The organism is Agarivorans sp. QJM3NY_30 (assembly GCF_050870855.2).
GTDB lineage: Bacteria > Pseudomonadota > Gammaproteobacteria > Enterobacterales > Celerinatantimonadaceae > Agarivorans.
In genome coordinates this window covers 490,416-508,661 of the sequence record NZ_CP194038.2, presented here as the reverse complement: position 1 = coordinate 508,661, position 18,246 = coordinate 490,416, and the positions used below count along the sequence as shown (strand labels likewise).

At 41.0% G+C, this 18,246-nt stretch carries 13 protein-coding genes and 3 pseudogenes; 8 read left to right on the top strand and 8 right to left on the bottom strand.

Going from position 1 to position 18,246, the window contains the following annotated elements:
• Positions 1-3: 3 nt before the first annotated feature.
• The 3 genes and pseudogenes from ACRRSX_RS02295 to trpS all read right to left on the bottom strand — a co-directional run bounded on the left by ACRRSX_RS02295 (position 4) and on the right by trpS (position 2,636).
• The gene (locus ACRRSX_RS02295; RefSeq protein WP_432454820.1) at positions 4-399 is read right to left on the bottom strand and encodes a hypothetical protein; all 396 of its coding nucleotides are present in this window, start codon (positions 397-399) and stop codon (positions 4-6) included.
• Positions 400-715: 316 nt separating this feature from the next.
• Positions 716-1,372 (bottom strand): annotated as a pseudogene (locus ACRRSX_RS02290) (ATP-binding protein); the annotation flags it as partial.
• Between the two features lie 241 nt (positions 1,373-1,613).
• Positions 1,614-2,636 (bottom strand): tryptophan--tRNA ligase, encoded by a 1,023-nt coding sequence (trpS, locus tag ACRRSX_RS02285; RefSeq protein ID WP_432454821.1) that lies wholly within the window; start codon positions 2,634-2,636, stop codon positions 1,614-1,616.
• An 853-nt stretch (positions 2,637-3,489) separates the two neighbouring features.
• Between trpS and ACRRSX_RS02280 the strand changes: the two are divergent.
• From ACRRSX_RS02280 to ACRRSX_RS02270, 3 genes and pseudogenes are all read left to right on the top strand, one after another.
• Positions 3,490-3,645: pseudogene (locus ACRRSX_RS02280) on the top strand (transposase); the annotation flags it as partial.
• A gap of 59 nt (positions 3,646-3,704) precedes the next feature.
• Positions 3,705-4,013 carry a hypothetical protein gene (locus ACRRSX_RS02275; protein ID WP_432454822.1) on the top strand — a complete coding sequence of 103 codons (309 nt, stop codon included), beginning with the start codon at positions 3,705-3,707 and terminating at the stop codon, positions 4,011-4,013.
• Between the two features lie 26 nt (positions 4,014-4,039).
• Positions 4,040-4,612, top strand: a complete 573-nt coding sequence (locus ACRRSX_RS02270) for a hypothetical protein (protein ID WP_432454823.1) — start codon at positions 4,040-4,042, stop codon at positions 4,610-4,612.
• Positions 4,613-4,733: 121 nt separating this feature from the next.
• On the opposite strand, the gene ACRRSX_RS02265 is transcribed toward ACRRSX_RS02270, so the two are convergent.
• Positions 4,734-5,801 (bottom strand): hypothetical protein, encoded by a 1,068-nt coding sequence (locus ACRRSX_RS02265; protein ID WP_432454824.1) that lies wholly within the window; start codon positions 5,799-5,801, stop codon positions 4,734-4,736.
• A gap of 195 nt (positions 5,802-5,996) precedes the next feature.
• On the opposite strand from ACRRSX_RS02265, the gene ACRRSX_RS02260 reads away from it, so the two are divergent.
• From ACRRSX_RS02260 to ACRRSX_RS02250, 3 genes and pseudogenes are all read left to right on the top strand, one after another.
• Positions 5,997-7,856, top strand: coding sequence for a hypothetical protein (locus ACRRSX_RS02260; RefSeq protein WP_432454825.1), 1,860 nt, complete (start codon positions 5,997-5,999; stop codon positions 7,854-7,856).
• Between the two features lie 149 nt (positions 7,857-8,005).
• Positions 8,006-8,251 (top strand): annotated as a pseudogene (locus ACRRSX_RS02255) (helix-turn-helix domain-containing protein); the annotation flags it as partial.
• A gap of 417 nt (positions 8,252-8,668) precedes the next feature.
• On the top strand, positions 8,669-8,857 hold the full coding sequence (locus tag ACRRSX_RS02250) for a hypothetical protein (RefSeq protein ID WP_432454826.1): 189 nt from the start codon (positions 8,669-8,671) through the stop codon (positions 8,855-8,857).
• Positions 8,858-8,984: 127 nt separating this feature from the next.
• On the opposite strand, the gene ACRRSX_RS02245 is transcribed toward ACRRSX_RS02250, so the two are convergent.
• Complete coding sequence (locus ACRRSX_RS02245; RefSeq protein ID WP_432454827.1) at positions 8,985-9,485, bottom strand: N-carbamoyl-L-amino acid amidohydrolase; 501 nt, start codon at positions 9,483-9,485, stop codon at positions 8,985-8,987.
• Positions 9,486-9,529: 44 nt separating this feature from the next.
• On the opposite strand from ACRRSX_RS02245, the gene ACRRSX_RS02240 reads away from it, so the two are divergent.
• Positions 9,530-10,614, top strand: a protein-coding gene (locus ACRRSX_RS02240; protein ID WP_432454828.1) for an IS3 family transposase whose coding sequence is annotated in 2 segments (ribosomal slippage) — positions 9,530-9,791 and positions 9,791-10,614 — 1,086 coding nt in all. Because the reading frame shifts where the segments join, the coding sequence is not laid out codon by codon here.
• A gap of 151 nt (positions 10,615-10,765) precedes the next feature.
• Here ACRRSX_RS02240 and ACRRSX_RS02235 read toward each other — a convergent pair.
• A complete protein-coding gene (locus tag ACRRSX_RS02235) occupies positions 10,766-11,296 on the bottom strand; it encodes a hypothetical protein (RefSeq protein WP_432454829.1) in 531 nt (176 codons plus the stop codon).
• 882 nt (positions 11,297-12,178) lie between these two features.
• On the opposite strand from ACRRSX_RS02235, the gene ACRRSX_RS02230 reads away from it, so the two are divergent.
• Positions 12,179-13,279 (top strand): ISAs1 family transposase, encoded by a 1,101-nt coding sequence (locus ACRRSX_RS02230; protein ID WP_432452595.1) that lies wholly within the window; start codon positions 12,179-12,181, stop codon positions 13,277-13,279.
• A 193-nt stretch (positions 13,280-13,472) separates the two neighbouring features.
• Here ACRRSX_RS02230 and ACRRSX_RS02225 read toward each other — a convergent pair whose 3' ends face one another.
• Both ACRRSX_RS02225 and ACRRSX_RS02220 read right to left on the bottom strand, forming a co-directional pair.
• Entirely contained in the window at positions 13,473-14,396 is a 924-nt protein-coding gene (locus ACRRSX_RS02225; RefSeq protein ID WP_432454830.1) for a hypothetical protein, read from the bottom strand.
• Positions 14,397-14,512: 116 nt separating this feature from the next.
• Positions 14,513-17,323, bottom strand: coding sequence for a TrlF family AAA-like ATPase (locus tag ACRRSX_RS02220; RefSeq protein ID WP_432454831.1), 2,811 nt, complete (start codon positions 17,321-17,323; stop codon positions 14,513-14,515).
• Between the last annotated feature and the right edge of the window lie 923 nt (positions 17,324-18,246).

Sequence of the window (18,246 nt, the reverse complement as noted above, 5' to 3'; positions counted from 1 at the left end):
AAGCTACTGGGAAAAAATAATTCTGCGCAGCGCCGAATAATCGAAGCTGGTATAACCACCGTAGCTATTTCTGGCGACAAATAATCCCTTGGCTTGCTCAGGAGCTGGCAGCTTAAAGCTCAGGCCGCTATGCGTAATGGCAACATATTGATTTGACACATAGTAGTAACGATTGGCAGCTTGAATAAAAGCCAGTTCACTCAACGATAAATAGATGGGTTTACCGTCAACATCAAGTGCCAGCATGCGCTGCTTGAGGCTGCCGTCGGAGCTTTGAACTTGTAAATCACTCATTTCCATCCACTGAGAGTCATTGCCGGTTTGCAACCACACCCGAAGGCCTTCTGCATTAGCACTGCCAAATAATAGAGAAATGCCTATCAGCATCCATTTCATCATCTACTCATCTTCCTCATTGAAAGCGCCATCAATACTAGAGGTCATACTGAACCGCAGAAATTCTTAATTAGCAGCATTTTGATATTCGCTTATTGACCCGCACCGATGAACAAGTAAGCTCAAGCAATCGTCACATAAAAACAATCACAGCTACGATTACACATGCAGCTAATTTCCTTGAACATCAACAAATTGAACGCGAGTTACAATACAATTACCAGCCAAATCATTGCTATTTTATCTCGACCAACAGTAAATCATCAGTCCGTCAGTAAAAATGAGAGTTAGGCCGCACTTGGCTCAAAGCAAAATCCGCTTAGTTAGACAAACGATGCAGCAAACGATCCATGGCCCGATAACTCAAGGCCTCTACTAAATCTTGACGCTGAATATCAGCTTGCTGTTTCAGATCAGCAATGGTTCTGGCTAAACGCCATACTCGATGGAAGGCCCGTGCCGACAAGCCTAGTTGGCTAATGCTCTGTTCCAAAAACTCGCTATTGGCTGGATTTAACTCAGCATCACGATGCAGCTCTTTACCGCTTAGTTGGCTGTTGAGTTTACCCGCTCGACACATTTGCAGCTGCCTTGCCCTACTCACCCGCTGTTTGATCTGCTCACTGGACTCGCCAGTTGCATGTTTGGAAAGGGTGCCCTGCGGTAGTGCCGTGACTTCCACACTCAAATCAAAACGATCTAAAAATGGCCCCGACAACTTACCAAGGTATTTCAAGATCTGATCGGGGTTACTGCGCAACTGCTGTCCCTGATAATAACCACAGGGCGAGGGATTCATCGCTGCGATCAATTGAAACTGAGCAGGAAAACGCACCTGCAAAGCAGCACGCGAAATGTGCACTTCACCGGACTCCAGCGGCTGGCGCAGGGCATCGAGGGTGGCCCGAGAAAACTCCGGTAGTTCATCTAAAAATAAAACGCCTTGGTGCGCCAGGGTGATCTCACCGGGCCGAGGTGAAAGTTACAAAGATAATGTGTACTGAACATAGTTATTTTGTAATGAGCTGCCTAGATGCTCTCATAAGTAACACTAATTAATGTAGATGTTTATCTAAATTTTCAGTGTCTTACAGTAAAAAATTATGCAAATCACAAGCTGGCTTTTGCTGCTGTATATAACTCTAAATCACGAAAAACGTCGCCGGCTACAAAGTAGAGAAAACCAACCTTTACATCGTTACTCATTACGCCTGTGACTAAAATAGATTTAGGCCAAATATGTCTTTGATATCAAAGAGCACTTTATCTGTCTTTTCTCGAGAAAGCTGACTTCCAGCCTTCAAAATGTCGATTAGTTGTGCCTTGTCATTTAAATACATAGCTCTTCTCTCTCGAATGGGCCGGAGCATTTCTTGTAAGCATTCTTCTAATATTCGTTTCGTCACGCCGTCACCCAGTCCCCCTCGTTGATAGTGTTGCTTTAATTGTTGGACATAGCTTTCATCTGGATGAAAAGCATCTAAATAAGTAAACACCACATTCCCCTCTATCTTGCCGGGGTCTTCAACCCTTACATGGTGAGGGTCGGTATACATAGACTTAACCGCTGCAGTGATTTCCTTTTCACTAGCTCCTAGATTAATAGTGTTCCCCATAGATTTAGACATCTTATTTTTTCCATCGGTGCTAGGTAAGCGTGGCGCTTTACTTAACAATGGTTGACATTCATTGAGAACATTGCGCCCGGCTAACGCGTTTATCTTCCGCACGATTTCATTGGTTTGTTCAAGCATTGGTAATTGGTCATCACCAACGGGGACTAATGTTGCGTTAAACCCAGTGATATCCGCGGCCTGAGAGATGGGATACGTTAAGAAACCTGCGGGGATGGAGCGCTCAAATCCTTTGTTTTGAATTTCACTTTTAACTGTGGGATTACGCTCTAGTCGACTAATAGTAACTAGGTTACTGTAATACATAGTGAGTTCGGCAAGCGCTGGTAATTGTGACTGAAGGCATATAGTCGTTGCTGATGGGTCTATCCCTACAGCGAGGTAGTCCGCCACCACATTTAAAATATTCGATGAAACTTTTTGTGGATGAAGGGCGTTGTCTGTCAGGCCTTGCATATCAGCAACAAGAATGGTTTGTTCATGGTGAGCCTGTAACGCGACCCGCTGCTTTAAAGATCCAACGTAATGGCCTAAATGCAATGGGCCCGTCGCTCTATCACCGGTTAAAATAACCTCTGATTTATCAGTTTTCGGTTGTGTATTCATTGGTATATCTCCTCGTCAAATAAATTGGCCACTGGAGATACAAAAGAGATGACAATCTTAGCTACCTACCAGCAGCATAAGAATGTAAGAATTCTGTGCCGCTCTAATGAGAGCGCCACCAAAGAATGGATAATGTAGGCATTGAAATATTTTTCATGACAAGAATTTAACAATAATCATGTTAGGAGACAAGTTTTCTAATCCTGTTTAGTTTAAGCGAAATTGTGCATACATTGGATTATTAGCTGTTGCACAATTAGGAAGTAGTCTGATTTAACAAATGTCCAACAGCCTGTTGGACAAATTCTAGTCCCCAGTTTTGCAAGAGGCTCTTGCAAAAATGCGAAACAGCTTGTTTCGCACTCATTTCCTAATTATGCAGCAGGTCGCTGCATAATTGTATTTAGTCCCAGATACGACAAAGTCACAGGCAATGCCTATGGCTTTGTAAACAGCTACAGAATGTTTGTCATTCAAATTGAAGAGGGAACGCATTCTGTGTGTAGTGCCGGGTGTTTTATCACAAAAAAATATGGGAGGGAAAAGCACCTAGGCTTATCGTATGTCCTCGGTGGGCTGCTTTGCGATTACGCCGAGTTCAGATTGATGCTATTACTTCTGGTCAAACAGCAAATAGCAGCTCAATGAAAAAGCAGAGATACCCGAGGCACTCAGCGTCAGTGTGCAGCTATGAACCGAACGGAACAAGCTTACTTTTGCCCCTTTCTGTGTTAACGAAGCTTTGTTGCTTAAATCGATGGACTAAATCAAAAAGCTATGAGCTGATCTGGCTACACCCATTAATCGTCGTAGCCTAATACCTAAACCTCGTTACAAAACAACCAACTAGAAGCTGTACAATAAAGCCTTAATAAATCGTGGTTCACTGACCTTTGGGGTTGATGAGGAAGCGATAGCCGAGTGGAAGCAAAGTAAGCAAGGCAAGCGTGGTAGACCACGCCAATTCAGCGATTTAGCCATTACGACCTCATTGATGGTGAAACGGTTGATAAGAATAAAATAATTAGTCAATGTATACGTCATATAAATTAGGAAAGGGTATTCTAAATGAGAAAAATATATCTATTATTGGTTTTTACAGTTCTAGGATGTAGTACCTCAACATCTAAACATGATGCAAAGTTAACACCGGAAACCGAAAATGCCATTGCTCTCTGCTCTAGTCATTTTTCCAAGGAGCAAAGTGCTTTCTTAGAGGCTAATTATAAAGAACACATGGGTAGCATTGGCGGAAAAGCTACAACCTCTTCAAAAGGTTTGGTCATCAACCAGGAAGGAATGGATAGCGCAGACAAAGTGAAACTTATGGAAATGTACTTAAAGTGTATTGAATCCCATCAAGAAAAAAAAAAGTAGCTGAACTGCTTATCACCAAAGCATATATGAAACCTTGGTGGGGGTTTTATAATGATGAGCCTCTAGCTTTTCTAAGTCTTGAAGTAATGAACTTAAACACAGAAACGGTGCTTATCACCTCTGCAGACGTGTCTTTAAATGGGACCAACGGGAAACTGGATAGAAAAGGGGCACAGGGACCAGCATTATCCTATAAACCTGAAGATAACGATCCAGTCCTATTAAAGCCAGGTGAGAAAGCAAAGATAGATATCAAAATTGGCTTTTTATTTAAAGGCATACATTCGTATTTAAAACCGATGAATCTAGAGAGGCAAGCATATTATCCTATTGACGGTGATAGGTCTGTTGTAAGAAGTGTTTCATACATTGGTTTGGTTGACCATTTGAACCTATATATCGAAGAACTATATGGGAAAAATGCTTCTATCGAAGTAAACCTGTATTCCGGATATAAAACACTAATTCATACAACTGAACTACTATTAACTGAAGGAAGTGATATGTTCGACAGCTCAGGGAATATTGACTGGGCAGCGTTTCTAGGAGATTTAGCGCATATTAAGCAGACCCAAAGCTTTATAGGAGCTAACGAATGAAAATGGTGAAATTGAAGCCTTTTTAAGCTATTAAAGTATATAAAAAGAGCATGGTGTATACCAATTCAAGTAGTGAGAGAGCTGTTCAGACTCTCTGACTAAGTCTCAATATAAAATCGGCCTAATCTGTATCACTGAAGACTACTACTTTGAACAAAACCGGATGATGATCGGAGTACCGTTGCCTAAATGCATCGTGATTGTATGGAGAATCACCTGGATAAGGTGTAGAAAAATCTTCATACCAAGACACTCTCATTGCTTCAATCAAATCAATTACTTCTAACTCAGTAGTTGCAAGAGAGTCCTTAGCTCCAGCATGATAGAGTAAATTGTCATAGGGTTTGGGGCCGTTTAGATTAGTATTTGTTGCCAAACATCCAGAGCCTTGATTTAGTGCAGAAAAGCCGTCAGGCAATGCCTTTGAAATCTCATCACAATCCTCAAAGTTCATGTCACCAACGATAAAATAATCTGTTTCAACAGATGTTCGCGCTTCTATCCAGTTAGCGACAGAGCTCAACTCATGTTTACGTCTGCTTGCGTCTTTTCGGCTTCCTCCTTGTTCTAGATGCACAGAGACAAGTACAAAGTCATTACCTCCCTCGATAGTTCTATATGCTGACGCATAAGGTACTCTTTCATAATCATCATGATTTGAGCGGTCTTCAGCAACATAACCATGAGGAATGTGTTTGACGGGTTCGACGACCTCTGGACGATAAAAAGTTACAAACCATTCTGTTGACGTAGTCCGCGTATGAATAACATCATTTGTACCGGTGTCTTCCTCTGACAGCCAGTATTCAAACCCTTGTCCGAGCATTTCATCAAAAAACTCTCCCGCCTCTTTATCTGAACCATAAAGCTCATCGTTTGGATATTGGCCTTCATAAGGGGCTGAAACAAGCTCTTGGATAATGACCATGTCATAGGGTGAAAGAAACGCTGCTAAAGCCTTATTATCTCGGCGTTTGAAGTGCCCCAAGAACTGAATATTAAATGAAACAATTGAAATCTCAGAACTATTATCGCTAGACGTTTCACAACTCGGTTGATGACAATGGTAAGTGGCCGTCTGCCTACTATAGTGACCACCGTTATCATCTAGCCCCCCAGAGTGCCCCAATGTTTGAAAACAAACCAATACAAAAGATAGCAAGCTAATAATCGACTTCAAGTTACACATTTCTGCCTTCCTTGGCTGATCCTGATTCTTAAATAATAAAGCGACTAGATTTGAAGTATAGATAGAATAATTAGTCGGTGTTAATCAGTTTCATCACATAAAAATACTAAAAACCCACATCGTTAGTGTGTAATAAATCAAATGCTGATAAAGTGGCTGCGACGATGCAACATCTCTAAGGTGGTAGTTGAACGCGTGGTTGAATTTAAAATTTTAGATCTAACAAACAATGATGATAATTACTGGCGTATTGATTGGTTTGGAACTCTGTCTTACTTTGATGGGCGAGGACAAAGGCGCAGTGAGCCACTGGTCACGGTCTACCTTTCAAAGCTCTACTACTCACCTTGGAAGTCAAACATAAACTACAAATCTTCTACAGACTATTGGAACCCGCACGTAGTGTCCGTGCCTATTGAATACTTAAAGGTCCTTTATATTGGGGATATCTGGCATCATGGCAAACTGGTTATGTCGCCTAAGTATGAAGAATACAACTATGCATCAATAATCACTCCCCAAAATACTTCAACAATTCTTGCATCTTCCAAAGATAAAAGTGGGGACTACTACGTTTCTTTTGAACGCCACCCATATCATAATAAAGCACCCTATACATTTTGTGAGGTTGTCAGTCTTAATTTCGGGAAGCGGTTGATTTTTCCACACTGGGTTATCCTTCAAGCATACTTCTCAAGTTGCTCTTTCGTTTTTAGACAACTATTTCAGTTCGGTTTGCAATTAAACACGTTATACGATCCAAATAAATCCTCCTTAGAAGAAGGAAACGGAAAGATCCAACTAAAAAAATGGGTACATGATCTTGGAGCACCAGAACTGGCAAGAATAGCGTGGGATAAAAGTGCTAGAAATGCATACACAATGGTTAGCGCAAACCTCGCTATTAATAAATCCAATAATAAACCTCTAACTCCCAAGACTAAGTTTCCATTTTCTGACCATACTGAGATGACGGTAAAAGGTAAACACCTGCAAGATACTGGAAGCGAGGATGACCCATTTATTGTATTCGGTATCCTCAGTTGTAGTGCTAAGTACCCCTATAACCAACTGTCCTTAGTTCGAGATAACCCCGGTAAAACAGAGCATGATAAAGGTTATCAAACCAAATATATTCCAGCTTCAAAACCTACCAAAAATAAACCGAGAGTTGAATCTGAAATATCTCTCGAGCCCAAAAATGAGCCTAGAAACGACTTGGATAAGCTAGTGCTAACTGTCGGGGCAAGAACTAGACTGTGTGATAGAGATGCCAAACCAGTAACAAAAATCTATCGTGATACTTCTGTGGCCTCTAATCAACCTCCCCACGTAAAGTCCCACGAAGTGAATTCTGGGAATGCAGGTGATGGTACAGGAAGTGGCGAAGGAGTACCGATTGGTTTCAAAGATAACGACAGTACTTCAAAAGATAGCCCCACACATGTTTTTGACCATCAAATATGTCGTTTGAAGCTATTTCAGTTGGCAATTCGAAAACTCAGCCAGAGTCATCATGTTAAGAGTGTTCGTTATATTCCGGTAAATGAGTCTCTTGGAAATGGGAACACAAGCTACTCGTACTTTCCCGAAACATTCACCACCTCGGGGCGCCGAAGGAAGTGGCGGTATACCAATTACATCAAAGGAAACGACACCCTTGTGCCGAAAATCAGGCGAGCATTGACTGTGCAGTTATTTACAGAGAGTAATTGTTTTTATGTCATTGAAACCGAACGTAGAGTCACTAAATCAAAATGCCAAACCGGATGGGTTGAGCTTGACGATATTGCCTTATTATTCATACGAACCGAGAAGAACGAACAACTGAGCTCAACCGAGCTTGAAGTCTTATTTGAGCGATGTGCAGAAAACTCCGGCACTTGGCTTAATAGAAAAAGTTCACAATCGATAACAGCCAATAAGCCATTTAGCACACAGACATTTAAGCACCCCAGTAATGAAAGCATAGCTATTCCTTTTCAACATGTCGCTCAGCTCGCCAAGTCCATTGCAAATATTGCGGAGATAAACTTTGACATCGAAAAAGCCTAATGACAAAAAGATGACGTTGTTCCAACATGCCCTGAAGTGTATTAGTTCCGACTAGATCTGACACTACTTCTTGAAAAGTAGAGAGTTACCCGTTTTGATAAAGGTGTTGAATCTTTAATCAAAATATCCAAAAAGGAAGGTAACTCTCTATGTTGCATACTAACAACCCGATCATCAAACACAAAGCTGGTTTACTCAATCTTGCCGAAGAACTTGGCTATGTGTCTAAAGCTTGTAAAGTCATGGGCGTATCTAGGGATACGTTTTATCGCTACCAAGAGCTTGCAGAGGAAGGTGGCTTAGATGCCCTCATCAACAGGACTCGGCGAACGCCTAACCTTAAAAATAGAGTCGATGAAGCAACCGAACAGACCGTCATTAAATATGCTATTGAGCAGCAATATAACCAGCAGGGTCTCACCTAATCACCCTCTAAATCGTAAATGTCTAGCCATATACCAAATGGTATGCTCGGCAAGTTTGTGGGGTTAATCACATGCTAGCGGTGCTAGTAAATTAAGCTGATGTGCGTAATTGATAACCTTGCGTACATCTATATTAATAAAAGGCCGTTGTATGAACGCAACTTCGTGTTCAAAGATACAATTCCGAACTAGCCAGTCTTTCCAGTCGGCTATTCCTTGTGAATCATGGTGTGTGATAATGTCTAATAAGCTTTTCAGTTATCCATTAGAACTAACCACCGAACAGGTATTATTTATGATTTATAATGGAAATTATTGTTACTCGTTACCCGTCACCCTTTGGGTTACAATTTATGCTGTTAAGTTTTTTATTTGGAGTTTTGAACAATGGCAGAATACTCAGGCGTGAATTTTGAGCAGAGATCAAAGGTAGCAACAGCAATGCTAACCCAAGGTTCTAAACTTTCAGTTCGCAATGTTATGCAAGTGACTGGTGGTAAAGCAGAAACCGAAACGCTGGTCGATGCCAATAAGAAACTGGCGACAGGCTCTCAATCGCTTTATGATTATGTTTGAAGACCGACTTACTGATTACTTGTAACCCAAAGCAGTTACACAGAATTATTTACAGGGTCTGCCATAATTTTAGCGAAGCTAAATGGGCACGCGTTCACGAATCAGAATTAGCGCCTTGTTAAATGTATTACTCTGCCATGGCTTTAACAACTGCGCCAACAACAACGCCAGCTAAACCAATAAAACCACTTATCCACCACCTAGAATCTCTTTTATGATCAATTTCTCCTGAGTGTAAATTGATAGCTGTAGTTACTAGCGTCGATATATCAGAATTGCTTAGTGGGTTTCTTGATATGCGCTGCTTCTTTTCATCGCTAAGGGAGCTATAGTCTTCTCTTGAAATCTTCTCTTCAGTATCTACGTTGTATAATTTCTGGTAATTTCGTCTCCAAACAAGAGAGGCTTTCGCTCTTCCCTGATCAAGCCTGAAAAATTCGGGGTGCTGCTCAAAGATTGCTTGCCAATATGCTCCTTGAGATGAATCACCAGATATTCGATCTGCCCACCCAGAGAAATCTAACTTATAGAACTTATAGGTACTCATAACCTGTATTGCTGCAATTACATCAGCAAGTCTATTTTCATTTTCAGTATATGGGGTAATCCCCCCGAAAATTAATCCCATGCAAAAGTAGAATTTTCTCGTATAGTAAATACAGGAGATTCAACATGAAAAAGTCACGTTACACGGACAGTCAGATCTTATCTATTCTCAAGCAGGCTGAGGCTGGTACACCTGTTCCTGAGCTCTGTCGTGAGCATGGAATGAGCAACGCAACCTTTTACAAGTGGCGTTCGAAATACGGCGGTATGGACGCATCCCTTATGGCGCGGATGAAAGAACTCGAAGATGAAAATCGACGGCTTAAAAAGATGTATGCGGAAGAACGCCTTAAAGCAGAGGTGATCTCAGAGGCGATGGCAAAAAAGTGGTGAAGCCCTGTGAGCGTCGATTGATGGCTCAGCGTTCGGTGGCGAACTATCACATCAGCATTAAAAGTGCATGCTATTGGTTTGGGATCAGCGAGACCTGCTATCGCTATAAATCGAAGCTTCAACCTGAGAATGAGTTGATAGCTCAGGAGTTAGTAACGCTGTGCAACAGTGAAGACTGCTCTGACTGGGGCTTTGGCCTGTGTTTTCACCATTTGCGGAACGTTAAAGGGTATACATGGAACCATAAGCGGGTTTATCGGATCTACTGCGAATTGGCTCTAAACTTACGTATTAGGCCAAAACGACGCCTGAATCGCCATACGCCAGAGCCTCTTAAAGAGCCGATTAAAACAAACCAAGTTTGGTCCGTGGACTTTATGCATGATCAGCTATCTGATGGCCGGAAGTACCGTTTATTCAATGTGATAGATGATTACAAACGTGAAGGTCTGGCGTCAGAACCTGATTTTTCAATGCCCACAGTACGAGTCACTCGGATCTTAGAGCAGCTCATCGAACAACGAACCAAACCTGTTGCGATCCGCTGCGACAATGGTCCTGAGTTCATTAGCCATGCGTTTATTAAATGGGCCAACAACCACGACATTCGAATCGATTATATTCAGCCAGGAAACCCACAACAAAACGCGTATATAGAAAGGTTCAACCGTACTATGAGGTTTGGCTTAGTGAGTAAGTATTTGTTTGACACACTTGAAGATGTTCAAGATCGGGCGACCCAATGGTTATGGTTCTACAATCATCAACGACCACACCTTGCAAATGGAGGGTTCCCACCACTAAAAATGGCAGCATGAATTCTACGAATAAATGCGGTTAATAATGGGAGGATTACCATGGGTTTTTGGCTTTATTACTCATACTATCCTTTACATTTAACGCCGCACTCTGCGGAAATTTGGGAGCTCCAGCGAGTAAATGTTCCGTAGCAGCGCCTTTTTATAACAATTAACTCTCTATCACTAAATTGAAATCTGCATCGAAAGCAAGCTTCAAAGAAGAGTCTCCAGAAAGGCTTTCTATAAATTTTCTAGCCATATCACCCTTAATGATTGCATTTACTGGAAGTCCGGCTGCAACAGTTCCGCAACCAGGAATACGATACTCTTTGCCATTAGTTGTAATAATGTTGGTATTGGCATTTCTAGATCTTAAGTTCTTTCGTTGCTCAGGTGTAAGCGGAGTCCTTCCATCCCCAACATAATACTGCTCTAGTAATTCAGGGTAATGTTCTTCAATCTTTTCGATAATCCCAACATCAACCCAGGGTTCATAGGTGCCTGTTTTATCACTATGAGGCTGAATATCTAAAAATATAAAGTGATCTTCTGTTAAGATTGCGAAAAGCAAATCATTGCTTCTAATCACAAATGATCCAATACCATCACTTGGTGGGATATGAAAATGATAAATAGACCACTCATTTAGCATTGGATCATTATTTCTGGCTTGATCAGCATCGAAAATTAACTTACTCAAGTGTGGAATTAAAGAATCACCGTTGGTGATTTTTCTTTCTAGATTGGCTATACCTGTCGAATTTCCTTTCTCATCAAAACCTTGATACTTAACTACTTGCCTAGGTTTTTGAACAAAAAGGCGATGAACAATGGAATAAAATAGATTGGATAGAAGTGACAGCTCATAATTCTGGATATTTGAGGTAATGGAATTATCTCTCCTATCTTTTTTTTAAGCTGCTCATCAGTAAACTGCTTATTACAACCAAGTAACTTCAACTTGGTCCGCATCAACTGCTCATATTGTCTTTTCAAATCCATTTCGACTTCCGATTGAGTTATAACAACTTCTTATCCAGACTCTCAGATAAATCCCTGCCTAAAATTCATAATCATTAAAGTTATCAACGTAAGCTATTGATGTAAACAAAATTCACTTGATACACATTTTATCCGCTCTAGCGTCGCGCAAAATTGAGCGGGAACATTTATCGATTCCCATCGATAGTTTTTCCAGAAACTATAAATAGCTGATATACATGAAATTAAATACTAGTTTCAAATTTATCTGTGCCTACAACTGTCGTTTACGGCTATGGTAACCGACGGCAATTTAGGAAGTTGAATGATAACTGTATATGTACGCAGTTATGCTGATTTGGAGAAGTTGCCAAATACTGGACTTAATGAGGCAATAAGAAACAAAACCCTCCATTCCAGCTATCAGACAGAAAAATGCCTCCCACTCCTGCCATCATTAAATGAATACACTAAACTTACTTTGGTGCAAAAGGCGAGTTACGACATTCGCTGAAACGCCTCTGGACAGAAACCAGGGCGGGATCGCACTTTGTTAACAGATATGATCTAATACCTCTAAACCCTAAGATACATAGTTATTTTGAACATAATTGAACATTTATCAGTCGTCGAGGATACTCGATCTGACATCAATCAAAAGCATGACCTTATTGACGTGATTTTCCTTGTTATCAGTGCTATCGCATCAGGATGTGAAGGCTGGCAAGACATTGAATATTATGGAGAAGAGAAGTTGGGTTGGCTGAGGAAATATAGACCATTTGAACACGGGATCCCACGACGACACACGATAGCACGCATTTTGCGTTCTGTTGTCGCGGAGTCTTTGCTTGAGGCATTAGCTCTGTGGATTAACGAGCAGCGAACGAGTCAAAACAGAGCCATCATCGCATTTGACGGAAAAGTACTGCGTGGCTCGTACCGAAATAACAAGAAAACAGCATTACAATTGGTTACAGCCTATGATACTGAACGAGGTCTCGTTCTGAGTCAGAAACCGACAGCGAACAAGAACGGCGAGATTAGCGTTGTGCGCCAAATGCTTGATGTTATTAACGTAAAAGGCAGTGTTGTCACCGTTGATGCTCTACATTGTCAGCGCGATACACTAGAGAAAATCGCAGAAAAGAAGGCTCATGTTGTCGTTCAAGTAAAAAACAACCAACCAAAGTTGAGAGCGGCTGTTGTTGAGCAGTTTCAAGCCGTCTTTGATGCTGGTAAAGAGAAGGTCGTCACTGAAATTAAAGAAAAACACCATGGTCGTAGCGAAGAGCGATACGTCTTTCAACTAAAGGCCAAGTTGCCCGAAGAGTTAGCAAAGAAATGGCCAACGGTAAGAAGCATCATAGCAGTGGAACGCCACCGCGTGATAAATGGGAAAGGCACTGTAGATACCTCGTATTACATAAGCTCAATGTCACCGAATCACAAATTGTTAGGCCACTATATTCGTCAGCATTGGCGAATTGAAAACAGCCAGCATTACGTATTAGATGTTGTTTTTAAAGAGGATAACTCTCGCATTACTTTAGACGGAGCGGTGGAAAACATAGCTCTATTTAGACGTTTTGTGATGAACATGCTCAAACAATGCGATTGTGGAGCGCCAAGTCACAAAGTGAAGTTGAAGAAAGCGGGATGGAGCGACGATTATCGGGCACGAGTCTTCTTTGGGTTATAAATCCATCAAAGTATGCTCCCGCCCTGGGACAGAAACGTGTCTGTGATTTTGCTGAATTAGAAAAATACGGATTAGTTTATGTATAGCTAAACCACCAAGTATGTGACCACTACAAAAATGAGCTGTAACTCAACAGGGCATTAGTCAATAATAAGAATATTTGATAGTAATTAGTATTAGTCTAATAAAACAGCTACTCGTACCAAGATCGGTTATCAATATCTATGTGATTTTCTGGTATATCAACATCTTCAAAGTTGGCAATGGAAGCGAATGCTTTGAAGTAGAAGGGAAAGTCAGTATCTAAAGAAGACCCATCACCATTTCTCCAATCAGATCTGGAACCCCACTCTAGAGTACAATATGCAGTGCCGCCGCCGTTTATCTCAATTGATTGGCTAGTAATTTTTTCAACTGAGTAGTCTTCTAACTCAATGTAGTTGACCATTCCGTGTGAGGACAATATGTCTAAGCCTTCCATTGTTCTTTCTATTGAGGCGTTGATTACCGCATCATTCAGGTGTTCTTCTATCTTCCAAAGTATCTCGCGTCTACAATCTTCAATAAGAGTCAAGATATCACTGGTCAGAACTAAGATATTCTTTGACTGTTCTTCACAGTCTTTCTCACTCGCATTAAAATATTTATCAGACCTAACATGAGTGTACTTACTTAGAGCGTTAAACTTTTTACTGAAGCTTTTTAAGGTTTCGGCTAATAGGTCATCCTCCTCTTCTTCTTCCTCCAATATAGTATCTCGAACATATTCGGGAGACATTCCTCCACATATTGCATATACAACTCGTTGAGCCCTAGTTACATCTGTATTTGGATCTTGGACAAACCAACGGCATCTTTTGATATCTTCGTCACTGGAGTACTTGCTAAGTATTAACCCTATGACTTCCCGCATACAGTATGCAAAGTTGTTTAGCCTCAGCGGGTTACCGTGATCAGACAGGTTTCTTAGAGACGCCAAAAAAAGGCTCTTCTCAAATCCATCATCAAGGTGGGATAAAATCTTATCGGAACAGAGGTTAGCCTTAAGATGCTTATAGATAGCCGTTCTTTTACTTTGAGGTATAACCGCATAAGTACGCCTTTGTACCTTTGCCATTCTCTTCCGCTTTTGCTTTATATAGTTGATCATTAAGTTCTCAATTTTTGTTTGTGGCAAATATCAAAACCAATCCTGTGGTTGCTGACTCGAAGGTGAACAGGAGCGCCTTCGAATCAAAGAAGATTATATTTCTGCTCCCGTTCTTTGAAGGCACTAATGCCTCCCTCAAGGATATGACAAACATGCTGTCGAATGCCTAGCTCATCAAGTGATTGGTAGTCGTAGCTGTTATCAGACTTCAAGCTATGCTCTAAGCTGCCGCCAAGATATTCAAATTGGTGTGTGCTTGCTGTGCCTGACTGCCCTCGTTGGTCTGCAACAACAACACACTCTGCATCTGCTGCAACCACTAGGTTTGCGTTGTGTGTCACCATGATAATCTGTCGATTACTCTTACACTTACGAACGAAGTCTTTTAGTTCTGAGTAAATCGTTCTGTTGTCCAAGTTATCCTCTGGCTGGTCAATCAATATTGGGTGCGTTGAGTTACTAAGCTCAAGCATCAAACTGAGTAAGACCAAGCCACGTTTGCCCGGTGACATATGTACAATGCTGTCGTTCTTATAGGTAACAAGGAAATCGATACCGAAGTAGTCAGCGTATAGGAGCTTGTAAGCATCATTAAGGCTCTGGTTCTTGCGCAAGGTGGGGGATTGACTGCCCCTGATTGTATTGGCGGTCTTCTCTACAAACGCAGCGTGAGTATCAATATCAAAATGGTAGTCACCATTTTCATCCTGAACATCATCGACTACCGTACGAATTGCCCCAGACTTGTGGTAGCAACTAACAAACGAATCAAACTTGCTAGCATCGACAACAACCTTTGCCTCAATCTTTATGTCGTCATCCATTTGGTGCTCACTGACTTTGGTACAGTGAGATTTGTATAGATTTATCAACGAACTGAACTGCTCATTTAGTTCCTTGATACATTCTTCACCTTTCTTGGTAATTGCCTCAAGCTCTTTTAGTTTGACATTGATTTTTGCAAGTTTCTCTCGCTCAACCTTGAGTTGCTTATTCAGTTGTTCAAGGGCAGCTTTGTCTTTCACGCTTTCTGCAAGAGGTTTCAGTTCTTGCTCTATCCCCTCAAGCTTGTCGCTTAATGCTGTCAATCTATCGGGGATCGAGTCTAGTTTTCGATTCGCCTTGTCCTTGGTTGAAGTAAAGCCTGCTGCCAAGTCTTGTTGCATCGAATCTAGTAAGCCTTTGAGAACCGTTGATTGTGCAATTAGCCCTGAGTCTTGTTGTAGCTGACCTCGAAACGTGTCAATCCATTGTTCTTGTCGATTATCAATACTCTCTATGAATTTTCGTAAGCCAGATTGAATATACGTGAGCCTATCTTTTGCCCTGATAACGCACTGTCTTTTATGAACTAGGTAGGCGTAATGCTTCTCTTGTTCTTCTGTCCATTTAGATTTGTCTCGAATCTCCTTTGCTCTTACTTCAAGTGCTGCAATTTCATTTTTAACAGACTTATCGTTACCAATTTCATTAAGTTCATTGAGTAGCTTTTGGTACTCACTAATCAGTAGGAATCGAGTATCAATTTTGTCATTAATAGATGAGTTGACTGTACGAACTTTATTCTCAAGGGCATTAACGAAGTCTTTGTATTGCTCATCTTGAAGAAGAGTTTTAGATACCAACTCGTTTAAATCTTCTCGACCATCTATGTCAGCCAATTGGTTGATGTAAAGTTGAGGTATATAGGTGATCGCCTTTGCTTGGTCGTCAGCATCAGATAGCTTAGACACTTCATTATTTGACCATTCAACCTCGAAATCTAAATTAGGTATATCGCCGTAGGTAGATGACTTTGATAGCTCTACTCTGGTTGCTACTTCGTTAGGGTTTATAGTCTTCGCTATATGGTACAGAAGCATAGATTTACCGGAAGACTTACCACCAATGATTGTGTTTAGGTCTTTGTTGAGTGGTATCCACTTTTTCGAAAACATATTCGTACCTGAATTATCAATGTATTTCACCCGTTTGATTGTTTGATATTCAGCTTTAGTTTCAGGAGAAAGTTCATCAATGAATGCTCGGTCAGGTTCAAAGACAACCTGCTTTAGACCATTGAATGTAGGGTCTGCTTTAATCCAGCAATATCTCTTATGGTCTGGTTCAAACAGCTTGCCGATAGCATGTGCATCTGAACCATGAACACAAGGAACTAGACGACCAAGCTCTCCTACAATATCTTCTCTGCTCTTACTTCCTTGACCAGTAAAATAATTGATGTCGCTTGGTGTAGCTGAAAACACCATGTCGATAAACTGGTAGATGTCTTTTTTTACGCCAGTAAAACCACCGTCTTTAAGACCTGATATCCCATCTTTAGAGCCATTAGCCGCAACAACTATGGAGTTTTCTTTTAACCACTTTTCCCCGGTGTACCATTTCTTGAGTACATCGTAAGACGGTTTGAAGTTATTTATACCTTCTCTTAATGAAGTTCTATTGCAGTGGGCTGTCTTTGGATACAATGCCCGTCCGTAGCTCATTAGCTGGTCTTCAGAACAGGCATAGTTTTGACCTTGATGATCAATTACCAAACGACTGAGAGCATTTTTAATTTCTGTTATATGATGTGTGGAATCGGGATTAACGAGAATGTGGATGTTTATCCCTTTATTTTTTTCGGTATTAGGGGTAATCCTAAACTCTATATTTGGGATAACTGTCTCGATGTTTTTCATTCGCCCATTTAGGCGGTACTCAACAACCTTTTCATAACCAGATATAGAGCAATAATCTGTTATACCAATTACAGCAACACCAGAGTCAGATTGCTCGATGGCTGCAATGTAACCATCCCAATCACCTTTAAATTGTGTCTCTAATACTGAATCGGGAGTGTGTACATGAAGATCCCATCGTCTCCATTCTGAACCGTGTTCGTACAAGCGCATTAATTTTCAACAACCCAAAGAATTTTATGAAATTTATCACATAACATACAAAGCTACGCTTGATGTCAGTCACATGTTGATTGAAAGGCTACTAACGTGATTGGCTATGTAAGTGGTAATTTTGGGGCGGGGTCAAATAGTGCGTGAAAAAGCAATGGGACAAGTCTTGCGTTTTGCCACGCATTACTTTTTGTACATCAAAACTAGCTTAGTATCTGTAACGTATTTAGAAACGTAACAAACTTTGGGGCAGAAATGAGTTTTCCAATATCGCCTCTATCCGTTCCTAATCAGCAAAGAAAACACAGTTCCTATAAGAACCACGCTTTCTTTCAGTTCACCCACATAATCTTAGATATTAAGCGTTATAATGGGTGTTACACATTTAGGGATTCATAACATTAAAGTTTGATCGTTTACAATATAGTTTGATCATTTTTTACTTTAAATGAACCATTCTGCGTTAGTGACCTAACTCACCTTTGCCCCAAACCTTTTTAGAGCCAGCTAGTGCTTGATAAAATGGGCTAATGTGTAACCCGTCCCAAAAACTAATCCCACTCATGCGATAAATTTGGCAACAGCTTGTTGCCAAATTACGAAACAACCTGTTTCGCACTCATTTCCTAATTAAGCAGCAGGTCGCTGCATAATTGTTTTTAGTCCCAGATACGACAAAGCCACAGGCAATGCCTATGGCTTTGTAAACAGCTACAGAATGTTTGTCATTCAAATTGAAGAGGGAGCGCATTCTGTGTGCAGTGCCGAGTGTTTTATCACCAAAAAATATGGGAGGGAAAAGCACCTAGACTTATCGTATGTCCTCGGTGGGCTGCTTTGCAATTACGCTGAGTTCAGATTGATGCTATTGCTTCTGCCCAGACGGCAGATAGCAGTTCAATGAAAAAGCAGAGATACCTGAG

What these genes read in the sequence shown, in the direction of transcription:
- ACRRSX_RS02295 (WP_432454820.1), bottom strand. Translation starts at nt 399, where the DNA reads ATGATGAAATGGATGCTGATAGGCATTTCTCTATTATTTGGCAGTGCT.
- trpS (WP_432454821.1), bottom strand. Translation starts at nt 2,636, where the DNA reads ATGAATACACAACCGAAAACTGATAAATCAGAGGTTATTTTAACCGGT.
- ACRRSX_RS02275 (WP_432454822.1), top strand. Translation starts at nt 3,705, where the DNA reads ATGAGAAAAATATATCTATTATTGGTTTTTACAGTTCTAGGATGTAGT.
- ACRRSX_RS02270 (WP_432454823.1), top strand. Translation starts at nt 4,040, where the DNA reads ATGAAACCTTGGTGGGGGTTTTATAATGATGAGCCTCTAGCTTTTCTA.
- ACRRSX_RS02265 (WP_432454824.1), bottom strand. Translation starts at nt 5,801, where the DNA reads ATGTGTAACTTGAAGTCGATTATTAGCTTGCTATCTTTTGTATTGGTT.
- ACRRSX_RS02250 (WP_432454826.1), top strand. Translation starts at nt 8,669, where the DNA reads ATGGCAGAATACTCAGGCGTGAATTTTGAGCAGAGATCAAAGGTAGCA.
- ACRRSX_RS02245 (WP_432454827.1), bottom strand. Translation starts at nt 9,485, where the DNA reads ATGGGATTAATTTTCGGGGGGATTACCCCATATACTGAAAATGAAAAT.
- ACRRSX_RS02225 (WP_432454830.1), bottom strand. Translation starts at nt 14,396, where the DNA reads ATGGCAAAGGTACAAAGGCGTACTTATGCGGTTATACCTCAAAGTAAA.
- ACRRSX_RS02220 (WP_432454831.1), bottom strand. Translation starts at nt 17,323, where the DNA reads ATGCGCTTGTACGAACACGGTTCAGAATGGAGACGATGGGATCTTCAT.